The following is a 19,982-nucleotide window of genomic DNA, read 5'->3' on the forward strand; positions in this document are numbered from 1 at the left end:
TTTATTGTTTTAGTTGAAGCAGGGAGAGCAGCCTGAATACACGAAGACTCCTGTGGGATTAGCGAGATAGGTGAGACCTCACAAGAACACCACACTTTTCAGGGTAGACAAAGTAGCATTTTCCAAACCTTACAAGGCTGATCTAGACTTGAAGGATGTAAGTCAATCGTCGTTGACGCAGGCTCGCAGGATGCGAGAAAATCGGCGAAGACATAAACCCGTGGCATATGCGATTTTCCATGGTTGAGTACTTAGTCGTTCATCCTCTTTTGCCTAGTAATGAGCAAGACGAATAACGAACAAAATCGAGCGTTTGTCGACAGCCTGATAATTTATTCTACTTTCGTTTCCTTTCTTTGAAGTTTATAATAAAATTTTGGTTATATTATTGATATAATCATATAGAAGAACTTTTTTATTTCTCCATCATCAACTTGCAGATTTGCTTCAAAAAAAAGGATTTTATTCTTGATTACTTACTAAAAACTCCATATATAACGAAAGGTGGCTATATAAGTGGAAAACAATTCCAATTTTATAAAGAATATTATTAAAGAAGATTTAGAAACAGGGAAACATCGTTCTGTGATTACGCGATTCCCACCAGAACCAAATGGCTATTTACATATCGGACATGCAAAATCAATCTTTATCAATTTTGGATTAGCAGATGAGTTTAACGGGAAAACAAATCTTCGCTTTGATGATACCAATCCATTAAAAGAGGATATTGAATATGTTAACGCCATAAAAAAAGATGTTGAGTGGCTTGGCTACAAGTGGGAAAATTTGCTTTTTGCTTCAGATTATTTTGATGAAATGTACAATCGCGCAATATTGCTAATTGAAAAAGGACTTGCTTATGTAGATGATTTATCTGCCGATGAAATTCGCGAGTACCGGGGAACTTTAACTGAACCTGGAAAAGAGAGTCCTTACCGGACAAGAAATGTGGAAGAAAACCTTCAGCTTTTTAAAGCAATGCGTAATGGTGAATTTGAAAATGGCGAAAAAGTGCTTCGTGCTAAAATCGATATGGCTTCGCCAAATATAAATTTGCGTGATCCAGTTATTTATCGCATTTCACATGCAAGCCACCATAATACAGGTGATAAATGGTGTATTTACCCGATGTACGCTTTTGCTCATCCATTAGAGGATGCTATTGAAGGAGTTACACATTCTCTTTGTACAACAGAATTCGAAGATCAACGTCCACTATATGATTGGGTTATTCAAGAATGTGAAATGGAAAGCACACCACAGCAAATTGAGTTCGGCCGATTAAACATTACAAATACGGTTATGAGTAAACGTAAATTAAAACAATTAGTCGATGAAAAGTATGTAGATGGATGGGACGACCCACGAATGCCTACTATTTCCGGCTTAAGAAGAAAAGGCGTAACACCAGAAGCCATACAAGCTTTTTGCAAAGAGCTAGGTATTTCTAAAGGCTCTGGCGCGGTTGATTCTGCGATGCTGGATCACTTTGTTCGTGAAGATTTAAAATTAAAGGCGCCAAGAACAATGGGTGTTTTGAATCCATTAAAAGTTGTAATTACCAACTATCCTGAAGGACAAGTGGAAATGCTTGATGCAGAAATTAATCCCGAAAATCCTGAAATGGGAACAAGACAAATACCATTTTCTCGAGAAATCTATATCGAACAAGAAGATTTTATGGAAAATCCTCCAAAAAAGTATTTCCGATTATTTCCAGGTAATGAAGTTCGCTTAAAACATGCGTATTTTATTAAATGTGATGAAGTCATTAAAGATGAAGATGGCAATGTGATTGAATTGCATTGTACTTACGATATTGAAACGAAAAGCGGAACAGGCTTTACAGGTAGAAAAGTAAAAGGAACCCTTCATTGGGTAGAAGCTACACAAGCTATCCCTGTGGAGTTCCGTCTATATGAACCGCTTATTTTAGATGATGAAACAGAAGAGGAAGAAGAAGGCAAAACATTTTTAGATTATGTAAACCAACATTCTCTAGAGATTGTACAAGGATTTATTGAGCCAAATATGAAAGATGTACAAGCATACGACAAGTTTCAATTTTTCAGACATGGATACTTCAGTGTAGAACCAAAGTATACAACTTCTGAAAAACCTGTATTTAACCGCATTGTTTCATTAAAAAGCTCATTTAAGCTGTAAACCTTCTTAAAATAGTGAAAGCAGCCCGATATAAGGGCTGCCTTTTTCTTACTTTTCTTCTTGAAAAACTCCTGCAGTTGCTAGTTTGGGTGTATTGGTTAACCAATCATACTGCAATAATTGAAGTTCAAAAAGTCTTAATGGATCATGGAACATCTCTGGATTGTTTTTCAGTTTTTCCAATAAGCTCTTATATTCTTTTATTTCTTCTACTTTTTCTCCAATTGTTTGTTTCAGTACATTTTGAGGGTTTTTAAAGAACATGCTGACATCTCTATCAATCCCTTTTTCAAAAAAGTCGAATGGAACAGTAAATGTCTGCACCACAGTAGATGCAACTTCAGAAAAATCTTCTGTTTCAAGCAATTTTTGATATTTTGCATAGAGTATTTTTTTATTTTGCGGAATACTTCCGAAAAGCTTACCTGCACTTTTTAATAAAACCTGTGACGGCTTTAAACGCAATAATATGTTTAAATGATCAATCGTAATGCCGCTTGTCATCCTGCGGGCGTCTCTTTTCCAATCATCAAGAACAGAGAAATCGCAGGAAAGTTCCACTTGATTGTTTTCATAAAGTACATTAAAACCCTCACAAAGCTCCTGCATATAACTTTGACTGCTTCTAAGCTCTTGTTCTGACCGTTCAATCCATACTGTAATTTGATTATGAAGACTCGGCAATAGTGTATGCTGTACATATTGGTTAATCCGCTTATTCATCTCATCATTTAATACAACATGAATATTTCCAAAATCGCTGTCTTCTTTCACCATATCTTTGCACGATTTCAGCATTTTAGGTATCTCTTCCATCATTTGCTGTGTTACGTTTTCCTTCACTTTCATAAATTCTGCTGAAATGGTCTTTGCTTTTTCTAATTCCATATCCGTTAATTGATTGCTTGCACCAGTCAATTTACTAACAATTTCTTCGTACATAGTCAGTGTAGCTCTTAAACTATCTTCCATTTCTACACGCTTATCAAGCAAATTTGTAATGAGGTCTTGAATAATAGAAATACTTTTTGCTGTTCGTTCTTCCACCATTCCTCTTTCTGCAAAATGCCTTTGGTAATAGCTGCTGATTTTAGTCAATTGATAGTTTCTATCTTCCTGTTTTGAATAAATGAAGATTTTGCTTGCTGGAAAATAATGCTGAATAGTAGAAGTGGCCTTTTGCAATCTTTTTGTTGCAACCTTTTCATTCTCCACTTCTTCCACATAAATTAAAAATTGAATGGTAAGATGTGGAACCTTCTCCTGCCATTCTAATAATTTTTCATATTCATTATATTGAAACAACGATCTATCATTCATTACATAGACTAGACTATCTGCTAACAGTACATATTCTGCATAAGAATCATTTTGATAAAAAGGCGCGGTGGACACGGCCCAATTATTATCATGCAAATAGGATGATGGTGTATTTAACTCATATACTCTTACCTCTTGAGCATGATTATTTGATGTCAGTAATTCATCGTAAAAATTGGATAAATTATCAATCGTATCATCATTATCATCTGTAACTTCCTTAATTTCTAAATAATCATTGTCTTTAATGGTGACCAGACTTGTTGTTTCCTCTGATAAAATTGTTTCGCCAATCAGTTCATTAATGTAATCATTCACACCATTTCCAGAGGAGCCAATAATTAAAAGATGAACAGCCTCAGATGGAATATATTCCATAAATTTTTTAGCAAATTTCTTATCTAAGCGAATATCATGATTATCTGCCCAATTTAATATTTCTTTAAACAACTCTATAAATTGTTCAAAATCTACGTTTGTTCCAGCTGTTTCATTAATCATTTTTTCTGCTTTTTCTACATAATTGCTATCAATAGTAAATGGAAACATATCATTCCATGCCAGTATATAGGAGGCTGCAATAATCCCTTGTTCATCTTCTGCCATCATAAAGAAGTTGCTCAAAACAAGCGGTGCAATTTCTTCAATATCTTTGAGAGGATACGCTCCGCTAATTAATTCTAAATAGGTTTTTCCTAATTCAGATGGAAGTTCGCTCCACATTCTCACTGAATCCGACGGAAATTTAGATAATAATTGATTAAATTCTTTTAGCCATGTTAAATAGTGATTCGTCTTTTTATAGTTTTTGCATAATGAAATTGCCAGCTGTTCACATTTTTGCTGATCCAGCTTCTGTACATTATTTAGACTAGATAAAAAATATGCAGGTTCATATTTGGCGGTTACTCCTAAATCTGCATACTTGATTAAAGCGTCATACCATTTTAATGACTCCGTTCTTATCCCTTCCTTAACAGCTAGCTCTATCGCATAATTCCAATACGCTTGTTCCTCGAAATAAGACCGTGCAAGCATTGTCATATTATTATAGTCAGGATGTATTAAAATGAGCTGTTTAATCGTTTCAAGCGCCATTTCATGGTTGCTTTTTTCTATATAGAGGGCAAATAATTGTAAAGAAATCTCGACGTTCAACAAATCAGAATCAGAAACAATTGCTTTATAGATGCTTTCAGCAGTCGATAACTCTCCTAGGGCCATATATGCATCCGCCAGGTTTTTCTTTGCCCAAGGCTCTAATTCATTGTTGATATTTTCCCATTTAAAGATCGCTGTTTCATAATCTTGATACTGAAAATAAAGCTCGCCTTGTGCAAAACGAATAGAAGTTAAATCCGGTATATTTTTGCTTTGTTCTGTTATATATAATTTTCCCAGCACTTCAATAGGAAGTTCCGTCCGATCCTTTATGTATCCCTCGTAATATTTTTTATCAATTAACTTTTTTTCTAAAGTCATAACTTCCCCCTGTTATTCTATTAGAATTTTTATTTCCTTCAATCAATGAGATTATATGCATTTTATACAAGGAAAATAACGGATTCTGATTTCTTGCTATTTACGAATATGCCATTAGCGAGCCATGTGCATTTTTTTATCCAAATTTTAAGCCTTTTATGTAATTTCATTGTAGCAAATGTGATTTCCTTCTTTATTGCGGGAATAGTTCATTTTTGTTACAGTTTATTTACTTCTCATCAAGAATATAATTCTAAACTAAGTGTTAGAAAGTCATCTTCATTTCATGGGAAAAACTATCTATCTCCTAAGAAAGGCGCAAGCGCCCTTGCTCATCGACAGAATAAGGTGAGTTCCACAGGATGTGGATCACACAATCGAAGACATAAGGACGTGGCGGTTTTAGATTGTGTACCTTACAGTGAGATAAAGGAAACACGAAGAGCGCAAGCGATTCGATGTTGACTTATCATAGACGAGGTGAGGGAAGCGTTGAAGTCGATAGGGGGCTTGCGCTAGACACTTCTCAGACTTCCAAAAACTTATACTTTCTGATTTTATAAAATAAGAAAACGAAGCTTTCACCTTTCAATTAGCGTACTTTAATTTAGAGGTGTTCCTCTAGTGCCCATGTACCCGTTCTCTATACTTTTTGCCTGTTTCATATAGGTCAACAGTCTGAAATCAACTTTTGAAATACGATGCAAAAGACTAGGAATGAACATCCTAAGATGGCATATATTGAAAGTTTGCTATAGACTTCTTCCTTTACCTCAATATAGGTTATCGTTAATAATCGAATAATTTCGTCGGATCTATTCCCAACAATAATTTGCTCTCTCTCAACTCGTAGTGTTTCAGCCAATTTTGCAGCTAATGCTGGCGCCATGCCTTCAGAATAAAAGTGCGTCTGCTCCAAACTACCGTTTTCATATATAAAATAAAAATATACTCCAACCCGAATTATTCATACCTGTTTCAAAGTGAAGAAAGTCATCAAAAATTCTTTGCGATTTCTTAAAATTTTAAACGTAAAAGATCTCTTTAACTAGAAAGTGATAACCGAAGATAAAACTTTCCTTTTTCTAGCTGTTTTTGGGCAGACTTCTCCCTTGGTCTACTTCCTTTTTTTGAAATAGGAAAAGATCGTTTTGGATACTTTTTATAGACTCTCTTTTTAAAGATTGTTGTTAATTTAACCGCAGCCTGAATACACTTCGCTTTCCGTGGGGCGAGCGGTGAGCCTCCTCGTCGCAAGCTCCTGTGGGGTCTCACCTGTCTCACTAATCCCACAGGAGTCTTCGTGTATTCAGTCTGCTCCGTTCTTCTTATTTATCGTTATTTTCAAACAACAATCTTTTTAAAAACAGCCTTTAGATCTTTAATTGTTGAACCTTTTGAAGAACGCTCCAAAAGAATGCTTGATACACAAAACTAGACGATAGTTTGAAATACAAGGATCGTCCAGATTTCACCAATTTACTTGCCACCTTAATGATTCGAGTTCGAATCGTATCTATCTGCATTTTTTGTTTCTATTTTGGAAAACAGAGTGTACGCAGCCAATTCGTTAAGTTATAAGCTCAAAGACTTACCATCATTTTTACTTCATTTACTTGGAAGGAGTGGCTGTTCATTTTATCTATTCTGAATCCATTTTTAGCTTCCTTGATATAGTTCTCCATCGTTCCTCTTTTTTGATAAGAAAGAACGATATCTTTAGGAGAAAAAGCATCCCCTAAATTAGTGATAAAAAAGGAATAAATAAAGAAGAGTTCCCCTGCAGGACATGTCGATTGAATAATCACTTTTCGCGGCTTAGACCATGATTTCGCTTGATAAATCGTTTCTTCGTAATAACATTCTGCTTTTGTCAAATCGGAAGGCGTAGAAGATGGATGATATTCTTCAGCAATTCCTTGTAGAGTAGCGTTTGATTTTAAACGGATGACGTAATAAATCGATTCTTTTTCGCACAAATCGTACAAAACAGGGACCGCAAAACCACTATCTCCACGAAGAAAATGGGATGTCTCAGGGAATATCTCATTGTAATGTTCGATAAGTGGTTGAATGAATTCAACCACTCCGTTAGATGTATACACATTTCCAGGACGTAATTTGGCTTTCTGAAAATCGCCTGTTAGTCCATCAAAGGCAACTAACGGATGAAAACCAACCGTTCCATAATGAGCATTGTACGCCGAAGATTCTTGGCATCCATAAGTATCGGCATGTATGGAATCCAAATCAAAGATGAGTGCTTTAGATTCTCTAAACGAATGAACTTTATCGAGTAGTTCCTGATTAACATGTCCTAATTGTTCGATCGATTCGACATCAAATCGTTTAAAAAAACGAGATAAACTAGGTTGGGAAGCTAGGGCAGAAGTTCCCAGAATTTGAGTAAATACAAAATATTCCGTTAAATGATCAGACCGCACCATCTTCTGCATATCCAGCAATCATTTGATAAACCTTTTGACGAAGTAGATTTTCATCTGGATTTACGCCAATTCGTACAGAAGACTGATTAATGTCTTTAAGACTTTTAAAACGATCTTTATCTTCATCTCGGATTAAGGGGATTTTTCCATCTGTAAAATATGCTGGGCTCAAATTACTAACTTTCTGTCTTTCAAAATTTCTTGTAATCCCGCCCATAGCAATATCAAATTTATCATCCTGCAGGTCCTTAATTAAGGTCGGCCAAGAAGTTTGTACAAATTCTACTTTAGCCCCTAAGTCTTTTGCCAAAAGATTTGCAGCGTCTATATTAAATCCTTCAAATTGTTTGGTTGACGGATTCATTTAAGTAAAAGGTTTATAGTCTCCCATAGTTCCGACGCGAATAATCCCTTTATCTAATACTTCATCTAGACGTGATTGTGTCATTTGTTCATAGCTTTTCCTATGGAGCAGTTAAGCTACTTCCTTTTTCTTTTCTGCTTTCCCTAATTCACTATTTTTTCTTCCATATACAAAGTAAACGATTAGCCCAATTACCAGCCAAATACAAAAACTTATCCATGTATAACCTGGAAGCTGAATAATTAAAAAGCCGCAAAATAGAACCGATAAGATTGGAACTACTGGTACAAACGGTACTTTAAATGGTCTTTTTAATTCTGGCTGTGTTTTTCTTAATACAAGAATTCCAATGGATACAACAATAAAGGCGAATAATGTTCCAATATTTGCAAGCTCAGCTAATTTATTCAATGGAACACACCCTGCAAAAACAGCTACAATAGCACCTGTAATAAGTGTATTGGAAATAGGTGTTTTCGTTTTTGTGTTTACTTTTGATAAAACCTTGGGTAATAGCCCATCACGACTCATTGAATAAAACAACCTTGTTTGAGCATACAGCATGACAAGCAATACTGTTGTGATCCCTACAATCGCACCGAGAGAGATAAATCCAGCAGCCCAATCTTGATGAATATATTGCAGGGCAAATGCAGCAGGGTTTTTAACATTTAATTCTGTATATGGGACAATTCCAGTAAGAATCGAGCTGACAATGATATAAAGAACGGTACAAACAGCAAGAGAAGCAATAATTCCAATTGGCATATTGCGCTGAGGATTCTTTACTTCTTCAGCCGCTGTAGCAACAGCATCGAATCCTAAATAAGCAAAAAATACTGTAGCAGCGCCAACCGCAACTCCAGAAAAACCAAACGGCATAAACGGTGTCCAATTTTCTGGTTTGACATAATTAAAACCTACAAAAATAAATAAAAGAATAACGCTAACCTTTACAAGAACCATAATGGCATTAAATCGAGACGATTTTTTTACACCGCTTATGAGAAGCGTGGTAATAAGAAAAACGATTAAAATAGCTGGCAAATCAATATACGTTCCTTTTTCAGGATTGTATGCACTCGTTAAGGCTGTTGGCAGATGTATTCCAAAACCTGAAAGAAGCCCTTGAAAATAACCAGACCATCCACTTGCAACAGCTGAAGAAGCCAATCCATATTCTAAGATAAGATCCCAACCTAATATCCATGCAATCAACTCGCCAAATGTAGCATAGCTATAAGTATAAGCACTTCCAGATGTAGGTACTATCGAAGCAAATTCAGAATAGCAAAGGGCTGCGAATAAGCAGGCAAGACCAGATAATACAAAAGAAACAACAAGTGCGGGTCCTGCATGTAAAGAAGCAGCAACTCCAGTTAACACAAATATACCTGTTCCAATAATCGCTCCTATCCCAAGCATTGTTAAATCAAAGGCACCTAAATCTTTTTTTAAATGAGATCCTTTGTTATTTGCTTGAGACAATAATAAATTAATCGACTTTTTTCGAAAAAAATTCACACATTTTTCCTCCCGTTAAAACATAAATGTTAAGTTTTCTGACTCGATTTTCAATAAAATTTACTCATTTATTTGCTAGTTTCATTATTTCCCATGAATTGATCAAAGAAAAATCAGTGGTAATAAACTTCTCTCCTTTTTTAATTATTTTATTATTTTCAATTTTCTTTCCAATAATATTAAGTTATTAATAGTGTTTTTCATATAATAAAATGTATTTATTTATAATAAATAAACTTCATTTCGAATAAAAACAGAATAAAATATATTCAAATTGAATTTTAGTTTTTTATGGGTTATATTATCAACCTAAATATTTACATACAAAAAATATTCATTTACTTTAAACCCACCTCTCTTTTTATCAATTATTTCCTAAAACTCATCCAGATATTGTTTAGAAATAAATCCTTTACGAATGCGATCGGTTGATTTTTTTCGTCATGTTTTCTCACATAATAATGTTTAACCCTAGTTTATTACCGTCACCCTAGGCCAGCTCTATTAAATGAGATTACTAAAAAAGTGAATGCTATAAAGTAAACTTCCATCATAAATATCACTTATTATCGTTCTACCATCTTTCCGGTTTTCGTCTGTATTTTTGTCAGGATATCTAACAGGAAATTCCATAAAAAAAGAACCAACAGTTAATACTGTGATTCTTTATTCCTTCTTATCGGTTTTTTCTATTTTTTCTACTGGCGATTCCCCGTGCCACTCTTCTCTGTTTTTTCTGCGTCTTTTTCTTATTTCGTTAACTGCAAAAATAGCAATGATAATAAAAATTAACAAGAGCGGAACTGCAAAAAAACTGTAAAACAAACTAAAAATACCATTTAAAAACTCGTTCATGTGAACCTCCCTCGTATTATCATAAAAATGATAATACTTTACGTACTTGGTAAGTGATATTTATACTGTTCCCTGTTTCTGTAATTTTAAACTTATGCCCCCCATTGTTGTTTAACTGCGCAAAAAAAGCCGTAAAGATACCATTACGACTCAGCCTGCAGTTTGTGCTTTTAACACTTTGTCTACACTCTGAGCTGTAAAGATGCTTTACGACTCAAACTGTTGGAAAACTCTCACTTCCCTTTTTCCGTTTATTTTATTTTTTAGGCAGAGCATTTAAATAGTCGATTGCTTCTCTTAATGTCCGAACAGGAACTATTTTAATGTCATATCCTTCTTTTTTCACTTCATCTTTGATTTCTTTTTCATTTGTATCCTCTTTATTTATATCTTCTGGATAAAAGAATATATCAACACCCGCTTTATGTGCTGCAACGATTTTATGTCGAATTCCGCCAATTTGGCCAACATTCCCTTTTGCATCCATTGTTCCAGTGCCGGCTACTTTGTAGCCTTTTGTTAAATCTCCTTCTATTATTTGGTTATATATTTCTAATGAAAACATCAACCCTGCAGATGGGCCGCCAATATTGGCACTATTAATGTTTACATCTAAAGAAGGCTGAATGGACATGTTATCTTCTGGTGCAATCCCTATGCCTACCTGGCCAGTGCTTTTCTTTACAACAATTGTCTCAACTGAAGCTGTTTTTGTTTTTTTATTATGCGTATACTGAACCTTTACTTTTTCTCCTGCTTTTTTTCCTTTTAAATAGGCAATAAGCTGTTCTGCTTCATTGAAAGATTTTCCATCCACTTGATGTATAATATCGCCAACACTTATTATCGATTTAGCTTTTGAATTTGGAAGTACTCCAGAAACAAATATGCCATTATAATCAAAATCCACTTTTTTATTTGCTTCATGAAAACTTGAAATAATGGCACTTTGCTTGGAAGAATCCATCATATGAAGAAGCAATGCATTATATTCTTCATCTGTAAGATCCCCTCTTACTTCCTCCTCTTTCATTACTTCCGTATGGGGTGCCACTAAACCATAAAGCCAAATATATGGATTGCTCGCTTTAATGGAATATATTGTTGTTAAATTCAAGCTGCCTTTTTCCGTCTTATGTCCATCTTCAACAGTTACTTTTTCTGCCAAAGGTTCAATAGATCCCGGCTGATTTAAATAATAAGGAGTTGGAATAAATACTAATATTATCAGTACTCCAATAATTGCTATATATATTTTTTTTAGATGTTTGTTCTTTCTTGTCTTATTCATATTTCGTTATACCCCTTATTTCAATTTCTCTTACTATATTGATCCTAATAATGACCGTTAATCTTAAAAAATACATTAAAAAGAGATTGGATTACGCTAAATATACAGGAAAGCAGCCTTCACCATATTTCCGTTGCGTATCTTTTTCAACTACAGAGACAAATCGGATGATCGAAAATATTTCCCCCACTCTTAACGGGCAGTAAGACCCCATTTCAAGATGCTGAGAAATCAAGGAAGCTAGCTGGGGGAAACTTGCCCGTAAAGGTCCGAGGGAAGTACCTAAACTAAGGTCTCCACTTCCTGTGGACCGCAAGCTTTCCATCAGTGTGGGATGAAGAAACCCCCCACTGATGGAAGGTTCACTTTATATTTCAAGGCATAATTTTTAAGAGGTGCTTGAAGCTTAATAAGCACTCGAGTAAGGCGAATAACTAAAAAAGAGAGAGTTTGTTGACAGGACTGAAGATTTATATTTGATTTAAAGCTTTCTTTAATAATTTCACGCCTTTTTTTATTTGTTCTGCAGTTAATCCTCCATAGCCCATTACAATTTTATCTTTATGCTCCCCTTTTTTCATACTATATTGCTCTACAGGATAGATTCGAACTCCAAATGATGTTATTTTATCGCATATTTCTTTTGTAAAATCAACATTCGGTATTTCTACAACTAAATGCATGCCAGCCGCTTTACCAATTATCTTTGCTTTTTTAAAGGCCAGAAGAATGCTGTTTACTAACACTTCTCTTCTTTCTTGATATATTTTTTTCATTTTGCGAATATGCCTGTCAAAGTGTCCATCCTCTATAAAGCGAGCTAATACAAATTGCTCAATAGAAGAGGTATGTCGATCTGTAAACCATTTTAACTGCTGAAAATCTTCTACTAAATGCGGCGGCAAAACAACATATCCTATTCTTAAGGCTGGGGACAATATCTTACTAAACGTTCCAACATATAATACATGTTCCTGCTCAATTCCTTGCATGGATGGTACAGGAGCTCCCTCATATGTAAACTCACTATCATAATCATCCTCTACTATATAACAATCCATCTTTCTTGCATACTCAATAAGCTGCAGCCTTCTTTGAATGGACAAAATCCCGCCTAAAGGAAACTGATGAGAAGGAATAACGAATACAAAGCTTGGTCTTTCTTTAGGCAATAATTCGGGAATAATCCCATTTTCATCCACCGAAACTGGATGTATTTTTGCATTAGCATAAGAAAATATATTTCTCATTTCATCTGTTACTGGATCTTCTACCGCAATATAGTCTTGTTGACGATCTGAAATAAGCAGCTCTGTAATAAGTCTTAATCCTTGTGTTGCACCAGAAGTTATAATGATCTGATCTGGCTGGCATTGCACGCCTCTAGCTCTTTGCAAGTAAACAGCCAATACATTCCTTAATTCTTCTATGCCGCATGAATCACTATAGCCAAAAATATGCTGCTGCGATTCACTGCAGACTTCTTTTGTCAGCTGCCCCCATTTTTTTCTTGGAAAATGATCTATAGCTGGATTGCCGCCTTTAAAATCGATTACTGCATTCTCCAGTTTTTTTGTTTCTTTTTTATCTTTTTCATAAGGATAATCAGAAATCTTCGATAGGGAAGTTCCTTTTGCAACAAATGTACCAGATTTTGGTTTAACTTCCAAATAGCCTTCTGATATAAGTCGTTCGTAGGCTTCTAATACGACATTCCGTGATACACCGATTGTTGAAGCTAACTCTCTTGTAGAAAATAATTTCTGCCCTTCCAGCAATTTTTTATCTAAAATTCCTTTGCGGATTTGTTCATAAACTTGTTGAGTTAAAGACTTCGAACTAGTACGGTCTACTGTTGTAAAAATCATCGTTTTCACCCCCTCCATATTTCATCTGGTACCATCAAATCATATAATTAGTGGTTCTATTATATACCAGTGTAACATGTTATGCTTTTGAAAAATAGAACGAAAGCGGGGATTTTAAGATGAAGACAATCGGATTAATTGGTGGACTTAGCTGGGAATCAACAGTAGATTATTATCGTCTTATCAATACATTAATAAAAGAAAAACTAGGTGGGCTGCATTCTGCAAAATGTCAAATGTACTCCTTTGACTTTGAAGAAATTGTTGCCTTGCAAAAGAGCGGGAATTGGGAAAAAGCTACCGAACTAATGGTTAATGCTGCAAAAACATTAGAAAACAGTGGGGCTGACTTAGTATTAATTTGCACAAATACAATGCATAAAATGGCTCCAGAGGTTCAAGAAGCTCTTTCTGTACCTTTAATCCATATAGCGGAAGCAACAGCAAAAAGCATAAATGGCAAAGGACTTAAAAAGGTTGGACTATTAGGGACTAAATTTACGATGGAGCATGATTTTTATAAGGATATTTTATCCAAAAACGGAATATCTACTGTTATCCCTGAAGAAAAAGATAGACAAATTGTTCATGATGTTATCTTTAATGAATTGTGTAAAGGAAAGTTTCACTCCGATTCGAAAGAAAAATACAAAGACATTATTAATAAGCTAATTGCTCAAGGAGCAGAAGGAATCATATTAGGTTGCACAGAAATCCCATTATTAATAACAGAAAAAGATACAGATATTCCATTATTCAACACTACGTATCTGCACGCAAAAGAAGCCGTAGCAACAGCTTTAGAAACAGTTCTAACTCATTAATAAGCTTGCGGAAGAACCTTGGGAAAAGAGAAGAACGACAGAAAGAGGATGCCATTTAAACATCCTCTTTCATTACTCAAACACTAGCTTTAGCTCCTTCCAAGGCTTCATTCCTTGAAATAAACAATCATTTTGCATCAGCCTGATATTTCTGAAATTAGTTTCTCGAATCGAGAAATTCTATATCTGCTGCTATTGCTTTTGAAAGAGTGGAAGCAACTGAAATATCATTAAATGATAATCCTAGCTGAATAGCCGTTGCTGCTATTTCTGGCCGAATTCCTGAAAGTGTTGTCTGAACCCCTATTAAGCTTAAGCCATTTATTAACTGAAAAATTTGATGTGCGACCATTGTATCAATGATAATGACACCTGATAAATCAATAAACAATTGGGAGATTTTTTTCTCTGCACACTGCTTAATAGTATTTTCTAAAATAGCAGCAGCACGTACGGTATCAATATCACCAACCAAGGGCAAAAGCGCCCTATTTTTACTTAATAAGATAACGGGTGAGCTCAATTCATTTATCATTTCTTGTTGAGCAGCCAATTGCCTTTGTGAAAAATGATGATACTCTTCCGTGAATCTTAAAATAATGGCATCAAATACACGGACGATAATGCGGTTCCATAAATTCACTCTATCAATGCCAGCTGAATATTCATTTGCAAACTTTTCTACCAACGTAAAATATTGCTCCCTGACTTGAATAAATTCTTGAATAATATAATGTATAGGTGTATTTAAATGATTTTCATCTGAAGCTATCTCTAAAATCCAACGTTGAAAATCATCATAAAACTTGGACTCCTCTTCTACAAACACTTTGGCTAAATATAAATGAAAGGCATTATTTTGAGATTTTAATATTTCAATTGCTTCCGGGTCTTCAGAAGAATACACGCCTCTTGAACCGCTTTTATCCAGATTAGCATACCATTCTTCTGTAAGCCTTTTAGCATTACGAATAAAAAAATGATATAATTCCTTATTTCTTTGCAACACTTTTCACCCTCTTTAATCCATATAGCTTATCCTTATTTAAGCTTATTACTATATCCACTATATAGAATTCTAATAATAAAAGTAGGAATGCGCAAATCATAGCATCCAAAATATAGTAAAAAAAACAGAGTGTAGACAAAGAAGTATTTGCACAAACCACAGGCTGATCGAGACTTGAAGGATGCAAGTCAATCGGCGAAGACATAAGGCCGTGGCGTTTGGTAGTAGATTTTCCTTTCATTCGTACTTAGTTGTTCATCCACTGTTATCCAATAATGAACATCCGAATAAAGCGAACAACGAAGAAATCAAGCGTTTGTCAGCTGCTAGAGTAAAAAAGTGGTTGTCTTTTTACATTAAATGGTCATTCTTATAGCATTTCCAGATGGATCTTCTGTATAAAGAATATGATCCAACAGTTGATAGGCCACATTCATTTCTTTTAATTTAGTTTCTATTTGATGAAGAACCTCCAGACTTGGCACCTTCAACTCAAAATATTTCAAGCCTGTGCTGTTTTCTTTTGGTTTTGATGCACCAATGCCATTCCAAATATTTAAGCCTAAATGATGATGATAGTTTCCTGTTGAAATAAAATATGCTTGCTCTCCATATTTTTGAACAACCTTAAACCCTAATCCTTCCACATAAAAGCGCACCGTTTGTTCTAACTCAGCTACATGAAGATGTATATGTCCGAGAATCGTTTCTGCTGGCAAACCATCCCACTGTTTTGTGTTTCCAGCTTCCAGCACCCCTTCTGCATCCAAAGGAAGCGTATCCATTTTTACAAAGTTATTGTTCCACTCCCATTTTTCCGGTGAGAGATCCCGATAAATTTCGATGCCATTTCCATCTGGATCTGCCAAATAAATAGCTTCATTTACATTATGATCAGATGCTCCTTGTATGGGATATCCGCTTTGTAATAAATGCTTCAGCATCATGCCTAAATCCTCCCTTGTCGGTACTAATAAAGCAAAATGATATAATCCTGCCGTTCGAGCCTTTTTCGGCTCAGCATTGTGAAGCTGCTCCAAATATACTAATGGACTTTTTCCATCTGCCGTTAAAACAGCCTTATCATCCGATTTTTCCTTTATTTTAAAGCCGATCATTGTTTTATAAAATAAAATAGATTGCTCTAAGTTTTTTACTTTTAATACGACACTGCTTGTATATATATTTGGACTTGAATGAAATCTCATCCTCTATCCCTCCTGTTATAACTTACTTTATGTAAGTAATTATATTTTTATAATTAATGTTTGTAAAGTAACAAAGTTATAAATAATTATGTTTTTACTTAAAATAATAATTATTGTATACTATAAGGAAGGAGTGATGCAGATGAACCCATCTATAATTTGCCCAAAGTTCGAAAAAGCTATGGGGATATTGAGTCAGCGTTGGACTGGTTTAATTATTTATCAACTATTAAATGGCTCCCAGCGCTTTTGTTCCATTGAATCATCTATCGGTATCAGCGGTAGACTTCTTTCTGAAAGATTAAAAGATCTAGAACAACATGGAATTGTATCTAGAGAAGTGTTTCCTGAAACTCCGGTTAGAATTGAATATTCGTTAACGGAAAAAGGACGTTCCCTTGAACCTCTCATGAAAGAAATAGAAAAATGGTCTCAAGAATGGCTGAACGTTAAATAATCCTGCCTATAGATTAAAAAATGCCAAAAAGAGAGACACATTTTGGATGCGCCACCTCTTTTTGGCAGCGTTTTACTCTGCTAAATAAGAAAAGCGCAAGCGCCCTTGCTCATTGCCGTACGAACTGGAAGGGCTTCGACTGAGATAAAGGAAACACGATGAGCGTTAGCGAATCGATGTTGACTTATCGTAGGGAGATGACCTGAAGTTCGATAGGCAATAGGCGCTGGAGCTAGACAGCTATCTGACTTCAAAAAACTTATACTTTCTTTTCTCTTAAAAACAGAAAACACGTTGGTGTTTACATTCTAAATAATATAGACTAGTCCTCATCTTTTATATCTTTATCTTCTGGAATAGGCTCACTTAATATTTCCTCAACATATTTCTTATATTTTTCCATTTGTTCAAAATGTGTATTGAATTGTTCTTTATTCAACAAATATTGCTCTCCATCATGAACCGCTCGTATACGATTCTCTAAAATAAGATTTTTCACTTGCATTTCTGAAGTGGATAATAACTCCGCTGCTTCTTTAATGGTAAGATACATTCTTTTACACCTTTCTTTCAGCTTTGTTTACTTTCTATATAACATTTCATTACAATATCTTCATATTATATTAATCCTGTCTTTATACAGCTTCATTATACTGTAATTGTATCAAAGGAAAAGATTCCATGGCTTAAACACTGCATGTTATTAAAAAATCACCTTCTATAGGAGGAATTCAAATGAATATGCTTCTTAATAGTTTATTTTTAACAGATGTGGTTCTTATGTTTCTTTATATTTTTTACAAATCATTTGTCGTAGCCGGAAAAAAATAAGTACCAGGCTGTCGACCAAACGCTTCCTTTCTTCTTTTCTTCCTCGGATACTCACCGTACTTCACATAAAGGCTTTACACCTCTAAATTTAAATGCTATCAATCTGCAAAGAAGCTCCTATGATTAAGATGACGTCTATTATCATTAGACGTTTTGCATTTCTACTTCTTTGCATCTTACCCATCCTTCTAAATCTTCCGCTTTCATTGGCTTTGCATAATAATATCCCTGAATCATTTCACAGCCGCTGATAGAAGTTAAAAAGTCCACCTGTTCTTTGCTTTCTACTCCTTCAATTACTATATTTAATTCAAGGGAATGTCCCAATGAAATTATTGCTTTCATTATCTCCGAATCTTTTTGGGATTCAGGAACACCATCTACAAATGACTTGTCAATTTTTAAAGTTGTTACAGGCAGTCTTTTCAAGTAAGACAAGGAAGATACACCTGTTCCGAAATCATCTAATGCCACAGAAAAACCACAACTTCTAAATTTTTCTACAGATTGAATTGCTCCTTCTATATTAGAGACAGCACTTGTTTCTGTCATCTCCAGCTCTAATAATTCAGGCTTTATCCCGTAATATTGGATACTTTGTTTCAAAACAGAAAGCAATCTTGAGGAAGTGACATATGGTCCTGGGATATTGACTGAAACCTGCATCTCCATTCCTGCTTCTTTCCAAGCAATTATTTGTTTACAGACCTCATTAACTACCCAATCTGTTACGTCCATCATTTTCCCATTTTTCTCTAGTTCTGGGATAAAAATTCCCGGGGACAAAAATCCGTAAATAGGATGATTCCATCTTAACAAAGCTTCAACTCCGACCATTTTCTCATTGCAAACAGCAATTTTTGGTTGATAAACAATATAGAGATCATTTTCAGCCATTGCAGCATCTATATCTTGCAGTACTTGATACTCCACTGATTGAAAATGAACGGCAGGATCAAAAGCAATAATAGTATGTTCATACACCGTGGATGGGTGAGATAGAACGGCTAGTGCCTGATCATACATCGTTTTGCCATTATTTTTTTCACAGAATTCCGAGATCGCTATAGCAGTCTTTACTATTACTAATTGCTCATTTATTGCGATTGGATTGGAAAGAATGGTTGATATATTCCTTAATTCAACAAGTAGTTCTTTCCATGACTCCTTATTTCCAATAAAGACAATTCGGTTGCCTTCTATTCGATATAACTCAACGCCAATCGGTTTTAATCTTTCACATAATAAAGAAATATATTGGATTACTTTATCGCCAAAAGAGTAGCCATACATACTGTTCCATTTTTCCATTTCATGAAGATGAAGAATTGCCAGTCTTTTTGAAAAGCTGTTTATTTTTAATGTTTTTTCAAATTGCCTTCTATTTGGAAGCTTTGTTAACGCATCAAAATAATTCAATCGATAATCAACATATCGATCCATAATACTTGAAATAATAGCGGATATTAACATCATTATTATTCCTGCTGCAACTACTGTACTAAAAAAAGTCATGTTCATTTGATGAAAATGCTTTTCGTCTATATTTACTGTTGATGCAATATAATATTTGACTGCATGCATTCCTGTATAATGCATACTGGCAATTGCACTTCCCATTAATATTGCTGCCATGCATTTATAGAAAAAATTCACCATATAGACATGCAGCCTGCCAAAAATATACAAAGATGCAAAAGACACCGTAATGGCAATGAAAATGGATAAAATAAAATAACCAAAATGATACACATACTCTGCATCCATCATCATTGCTTTCATCCCGATATAATGCATTGAAGAAATGCCGAGTCCCATCATAATCCCGGATATACTATATGTTTTCATAGACTGTTTGGGCAAACTAGAAGTATAGAATGCAAGAAAAGAAGCAATCATTGCCGGCAGCACAGACAGCATAGTTAATAGTTTATTATATTCCATTTTAATTGGAAGCATATAAGCACACATGCCAATAAAATGCATGGACCAAATTCCGAACCCCATGCAAAGTGAAGCAAGTGTAAGCCAAACATAACGAGGGAAAAAGCTGTTCGATTTCATTCGCTCATGCATAGATAAGGCAGTAAAAGAGGCTAAGCAGGCAATGAGGAGGGATAAAATTACAATTGGGATGGAGTAGTGTCCTTCCAAAAAAATTACTTGATTGACATCTGGAAATGAAAACATTTACATTCTCCTTTTTAAATACTCAGGCGGAAAACGTAGTATTTTTATCTTGTATAACTCGATTAATTGGTTATTTAGGATGAACATACTAAGTATTTTTACCTATAGTTTGAATATACCCCCTAATGAAAAGGAGCACAATT

General features: G+C 34.8%; 13 protein-coding genes and 1 pseudogene. 3 read left to right on the forward strand and 11 right to left on the reverse strand.

The features are described from left to right. The first annotated feature begins 516 nt into the window (after positions 1 to 516). Positions 517 to 2,169 (forward strand): glutamine--tRNA ligase/YqeY domain fusion protein, encoded by a 1,653-nt coding sequence (locus ACTYBU_RS11900; RefSeq protein WP_445489967.1) that lies wholly within the window; start codon positions 517 to 519, stop codon positions 2,167 to 2,169. A 48-nt stretch (positions 2,170 to 2,217) separates the two neighbouring features. Here the strand turns inward: ACTYBU_RS11900 and ACTYBU_RS11905 are convergent, their stop codons facing one another. The 7 genes and pseudogenes from ACTYBU_RS11905 to pdxR all read right to left on the reverse strand — a co-directional run bounded on the left by ACTYBU_RS11905 (position 2,218) and on the right by pdxR (position 13,320). After that, positions 2,218 to 4,971 carry a tetratricopeptide repeat protein gene (locus tag ACTYBU_RS11905; protein WP_445489968.1) on the reverse strand — a complete coding sequence of 918 codons (2,754 nt, stop codon included), beginning with the start codon at positions 4,969 to 4,971 and terminating at the stop codon, positions 2,218 to 2,220. Between the two features lie 670 nt (positions 4,972 to 5,641). Continuing rightward, complete coding sequence (locus ACTYBU_RS11910; RefSeq protein WP_445489970.1) at positions 5,642 to 5,890, reverse strand: hypothetical protein; 249 nt, start codon at positions 5,888 to 5,890, stop codon at positions 5,642 to 5,644. Between the two features lie 454 nt (positions 5,891 to 6,344). After that, positions 6,345 to 7,782: pseudogene (locus ACTYBU_RS11915) on the reverse strand (IS1380 family transposase). A 111-nt stretch (positions 7,783 to 7,893) separates the two neighbouring features. Beyond that, positions 7,894 to 9,306 (reverse strand): amino acid permease, encoded by a 1,413-nt coding sequence (locus ACTYBU_RS11920; protein ID WP_445489971.1) that lies wholly within the window; start codon positions 9,304 to 9,306, stop codon positions 7,894 to 7,896. A gap of 666 nt (positions 9,307 to 9,972) precedes the next feature. After that, positions 9,973 to 10,161 (reverse strand): hypothetical protein, encoded by a 189-nt coding sequence (locus ACTYBU_RS11925; protein ID WP_445489972.1) that lies wholly within the window; start codon positions 10,159 to 10,161, stop codon positions 9,973 to 9,975. 256 nt (positions 10,162 to 10,417) lie between these two features. Continuing rightward, the gene (locus ACTYBU_RS11930) at positions 10,418 to 11,452 is read right to left on the reverse strand and encodes a SepM family pheromone-processing serine protease (protein WP_445489974.1); all 1,035 of its coding nucleotides are present in this window, start codon (positions 11,450 to 11,452) and stop codon (positions 10,418 to 10,420) included. A gap of 470 nt (positions 11,453 to 11,922) precedes the next feature. After that, positions 11,923 to 13,320, reverse strand: coding sequence for a MocR-like pyridoxine biosynthesis transcription factor PdxR (pdxR, locus tag ACTYBU_RS11935; protein ID WP_445489975.1), 1,398 nt, complete (start codon positions 13,318 to 13,320; stop codon positions 11,923 to 11,925). Between the two features lie 119 nt (positions 13,321 to 13,439). Here pdxR and ACTYBU_RS11940 point away from each other — a divergent pair, with 119 nt between their 5' ends. Beyond that, a complete protein-coding gene (locus tag ACTYBU_RS11940) occupies positions 13,440 to 14,144 on the forward strand; it encodes an aspartate/glutamate racemase family protein (protein ID WP_445489977.1) in 705 nt (234 codons plus the stop codon). 157 nt (positions 14,145 to 14,301) lie between these two features. Here ACTYBU_RS11940 and ACTYBU_RS11945 read toward each other — a convergent pair whose 3' ends face one another. Then, complete coding sequence (locus ACTYBU_RS11945; protein WP_445490085.1) at positions 14,302 to 15,150, reverse strand: STAS domain-containing protein; 849 nt, start codon at positions 15,148 to 15,150, stop codon at positions 14,302 to 14,304. Positions 15,151 to 15,509: 359 nt separating this feature from the next. Continuing rightward, on the reverse strand, positions 15,510 to 16,361 hold the full coding sequence (locus tag ACTYBU_RS11950; protein ID WP_445489979.1) for a VOC family protein: 852 nt from the start codon (positions 16,359 to 16,361) through the stop codon (positions 15,510 to 15,512). Between the two features lie 142 nt (positions 16,362 to 16,503). Here ACTYBU_RS11950 and ACTYBU_RS11955 point away from each other — a divergent pair, with 142 nt between their 5' ends. Beyond that, positions 16,504 to 16,818 carry a winged helix-turn-helix transcriptional regulator gene (locus ACTYBU_RS11955; protein WP_445489980.1) on the forward strand — a complete coding sequence of 105 codons (315 nt, stop codon included), beginning with the start codon at positions 16,504 to 16,506 and terminating at the stop codon, positions 16,816 to 16,818. Between the two features lie 322 nt (positions 16,819 to 17,140). Here ACTYBU_RS11955 and ACTYBU_RS11960 read toward each other — a convergent pair whose 3' ends face one another. After that, on the reverse strand, positions 17,141 to 17,371 hold the full coding sequence (locus ACTYBU_RS11960) for an excisionase family DNA-binding protein (RefSeq protein WP_445489981.1): 231 nt from the start codon (positions 17,369 to 17,371) through the stop codon (positions 17,141 to 17,143). 422 nt (positions 17,372 to 17,793) lie between these two features. Then, on the reverse strand, positions 17,794 to 19,839 hold the full coding sequence (locus ACTYBU_RS11965; RefSeq protein WP_445489983.1) for a bifunctional diguanylate cyclase/phosphodiesterase: 2,046 nt from the start codon (positions 19,837 to 19,839) through the stop codon (positions 17,794 to 17,796). Positions 19,840 to 19,982: the final 143 nt, after the last annotated feature.

The organism is Niallia sp. 03133 (assembly GCF_052663225.1).

What these genes read in the sequence shown, in the direction of transcription:
- ACTYBU_RS11905 (WP_445489968.1), bottom strand. Translation starts at nt 4,971, where the DNA reads ATGACTTTAGAAAAAAAGTTAATTGATAAAAAATATTACGAGGGATAC.
- ACTYBU_RS11925 (WP_445489972.1), bottom strand. Translation starts at nt 10,161, where the DNA reads ATGAACGAGTTTTTAAATGGTATTTTTAGTTTGTTTTACAGTTTTTTT.
- ACTYBU_RS11930 (WP_445489974.1), bottom strand. Translation starts at nt 11,452, where the DNA reads ATGAATAAGACAAGAAAGAACAAACATCTAAAAAAAATATATATAGCA.
- pdxR (WP_445489975.1), bottom strand. Translation starts at nt 13,320, where the DNA reads ATGATTTTTACAACAGTAGACCGTACTAGTTCGAAGTCTTTAACTCAA.
- ACTYBU_RS11940 (WP_445489977.1), top strand. Translation starts at nt 13,440, where the DNA reads ATGAAGACAATCGGATTAATTGGTGGACTTAGCTGGGAATCAACAGTA.
- ACTYBU_RS11950 (WP_445489979.1), bottom strand. Translation starts at nt 16,361, where the DNA reads ATGAGATTTCATTCAAGTCCAAATATATATACAAGCAGTGTCGTATTA.
- ACTYBU_RS11955 (WP_445489980.1), top strand. Translation starts at nt 16,504, where the DNA reads ATGAACCCATCTATAATTTGCCCAAAGTTCGAAAAAGCTATGGGGATA.
- ACTYBU_RS11960 (WP_445489981.1), bottom strand. Translation starts at nt 17,371, where the DNA reads ATGTATCTTACCATTAAAGAAGCAGCGGAGTTATTATCCACTTCAGAA.
- ACTYBU_RS11965 (WP_445489983.1), bottom strand. Translation starts at nt 19,839, where the DNA reads ATGTTTTCATTTCCAGATGTCAATCAAGTAATTTTTTTGGAAGGACAC.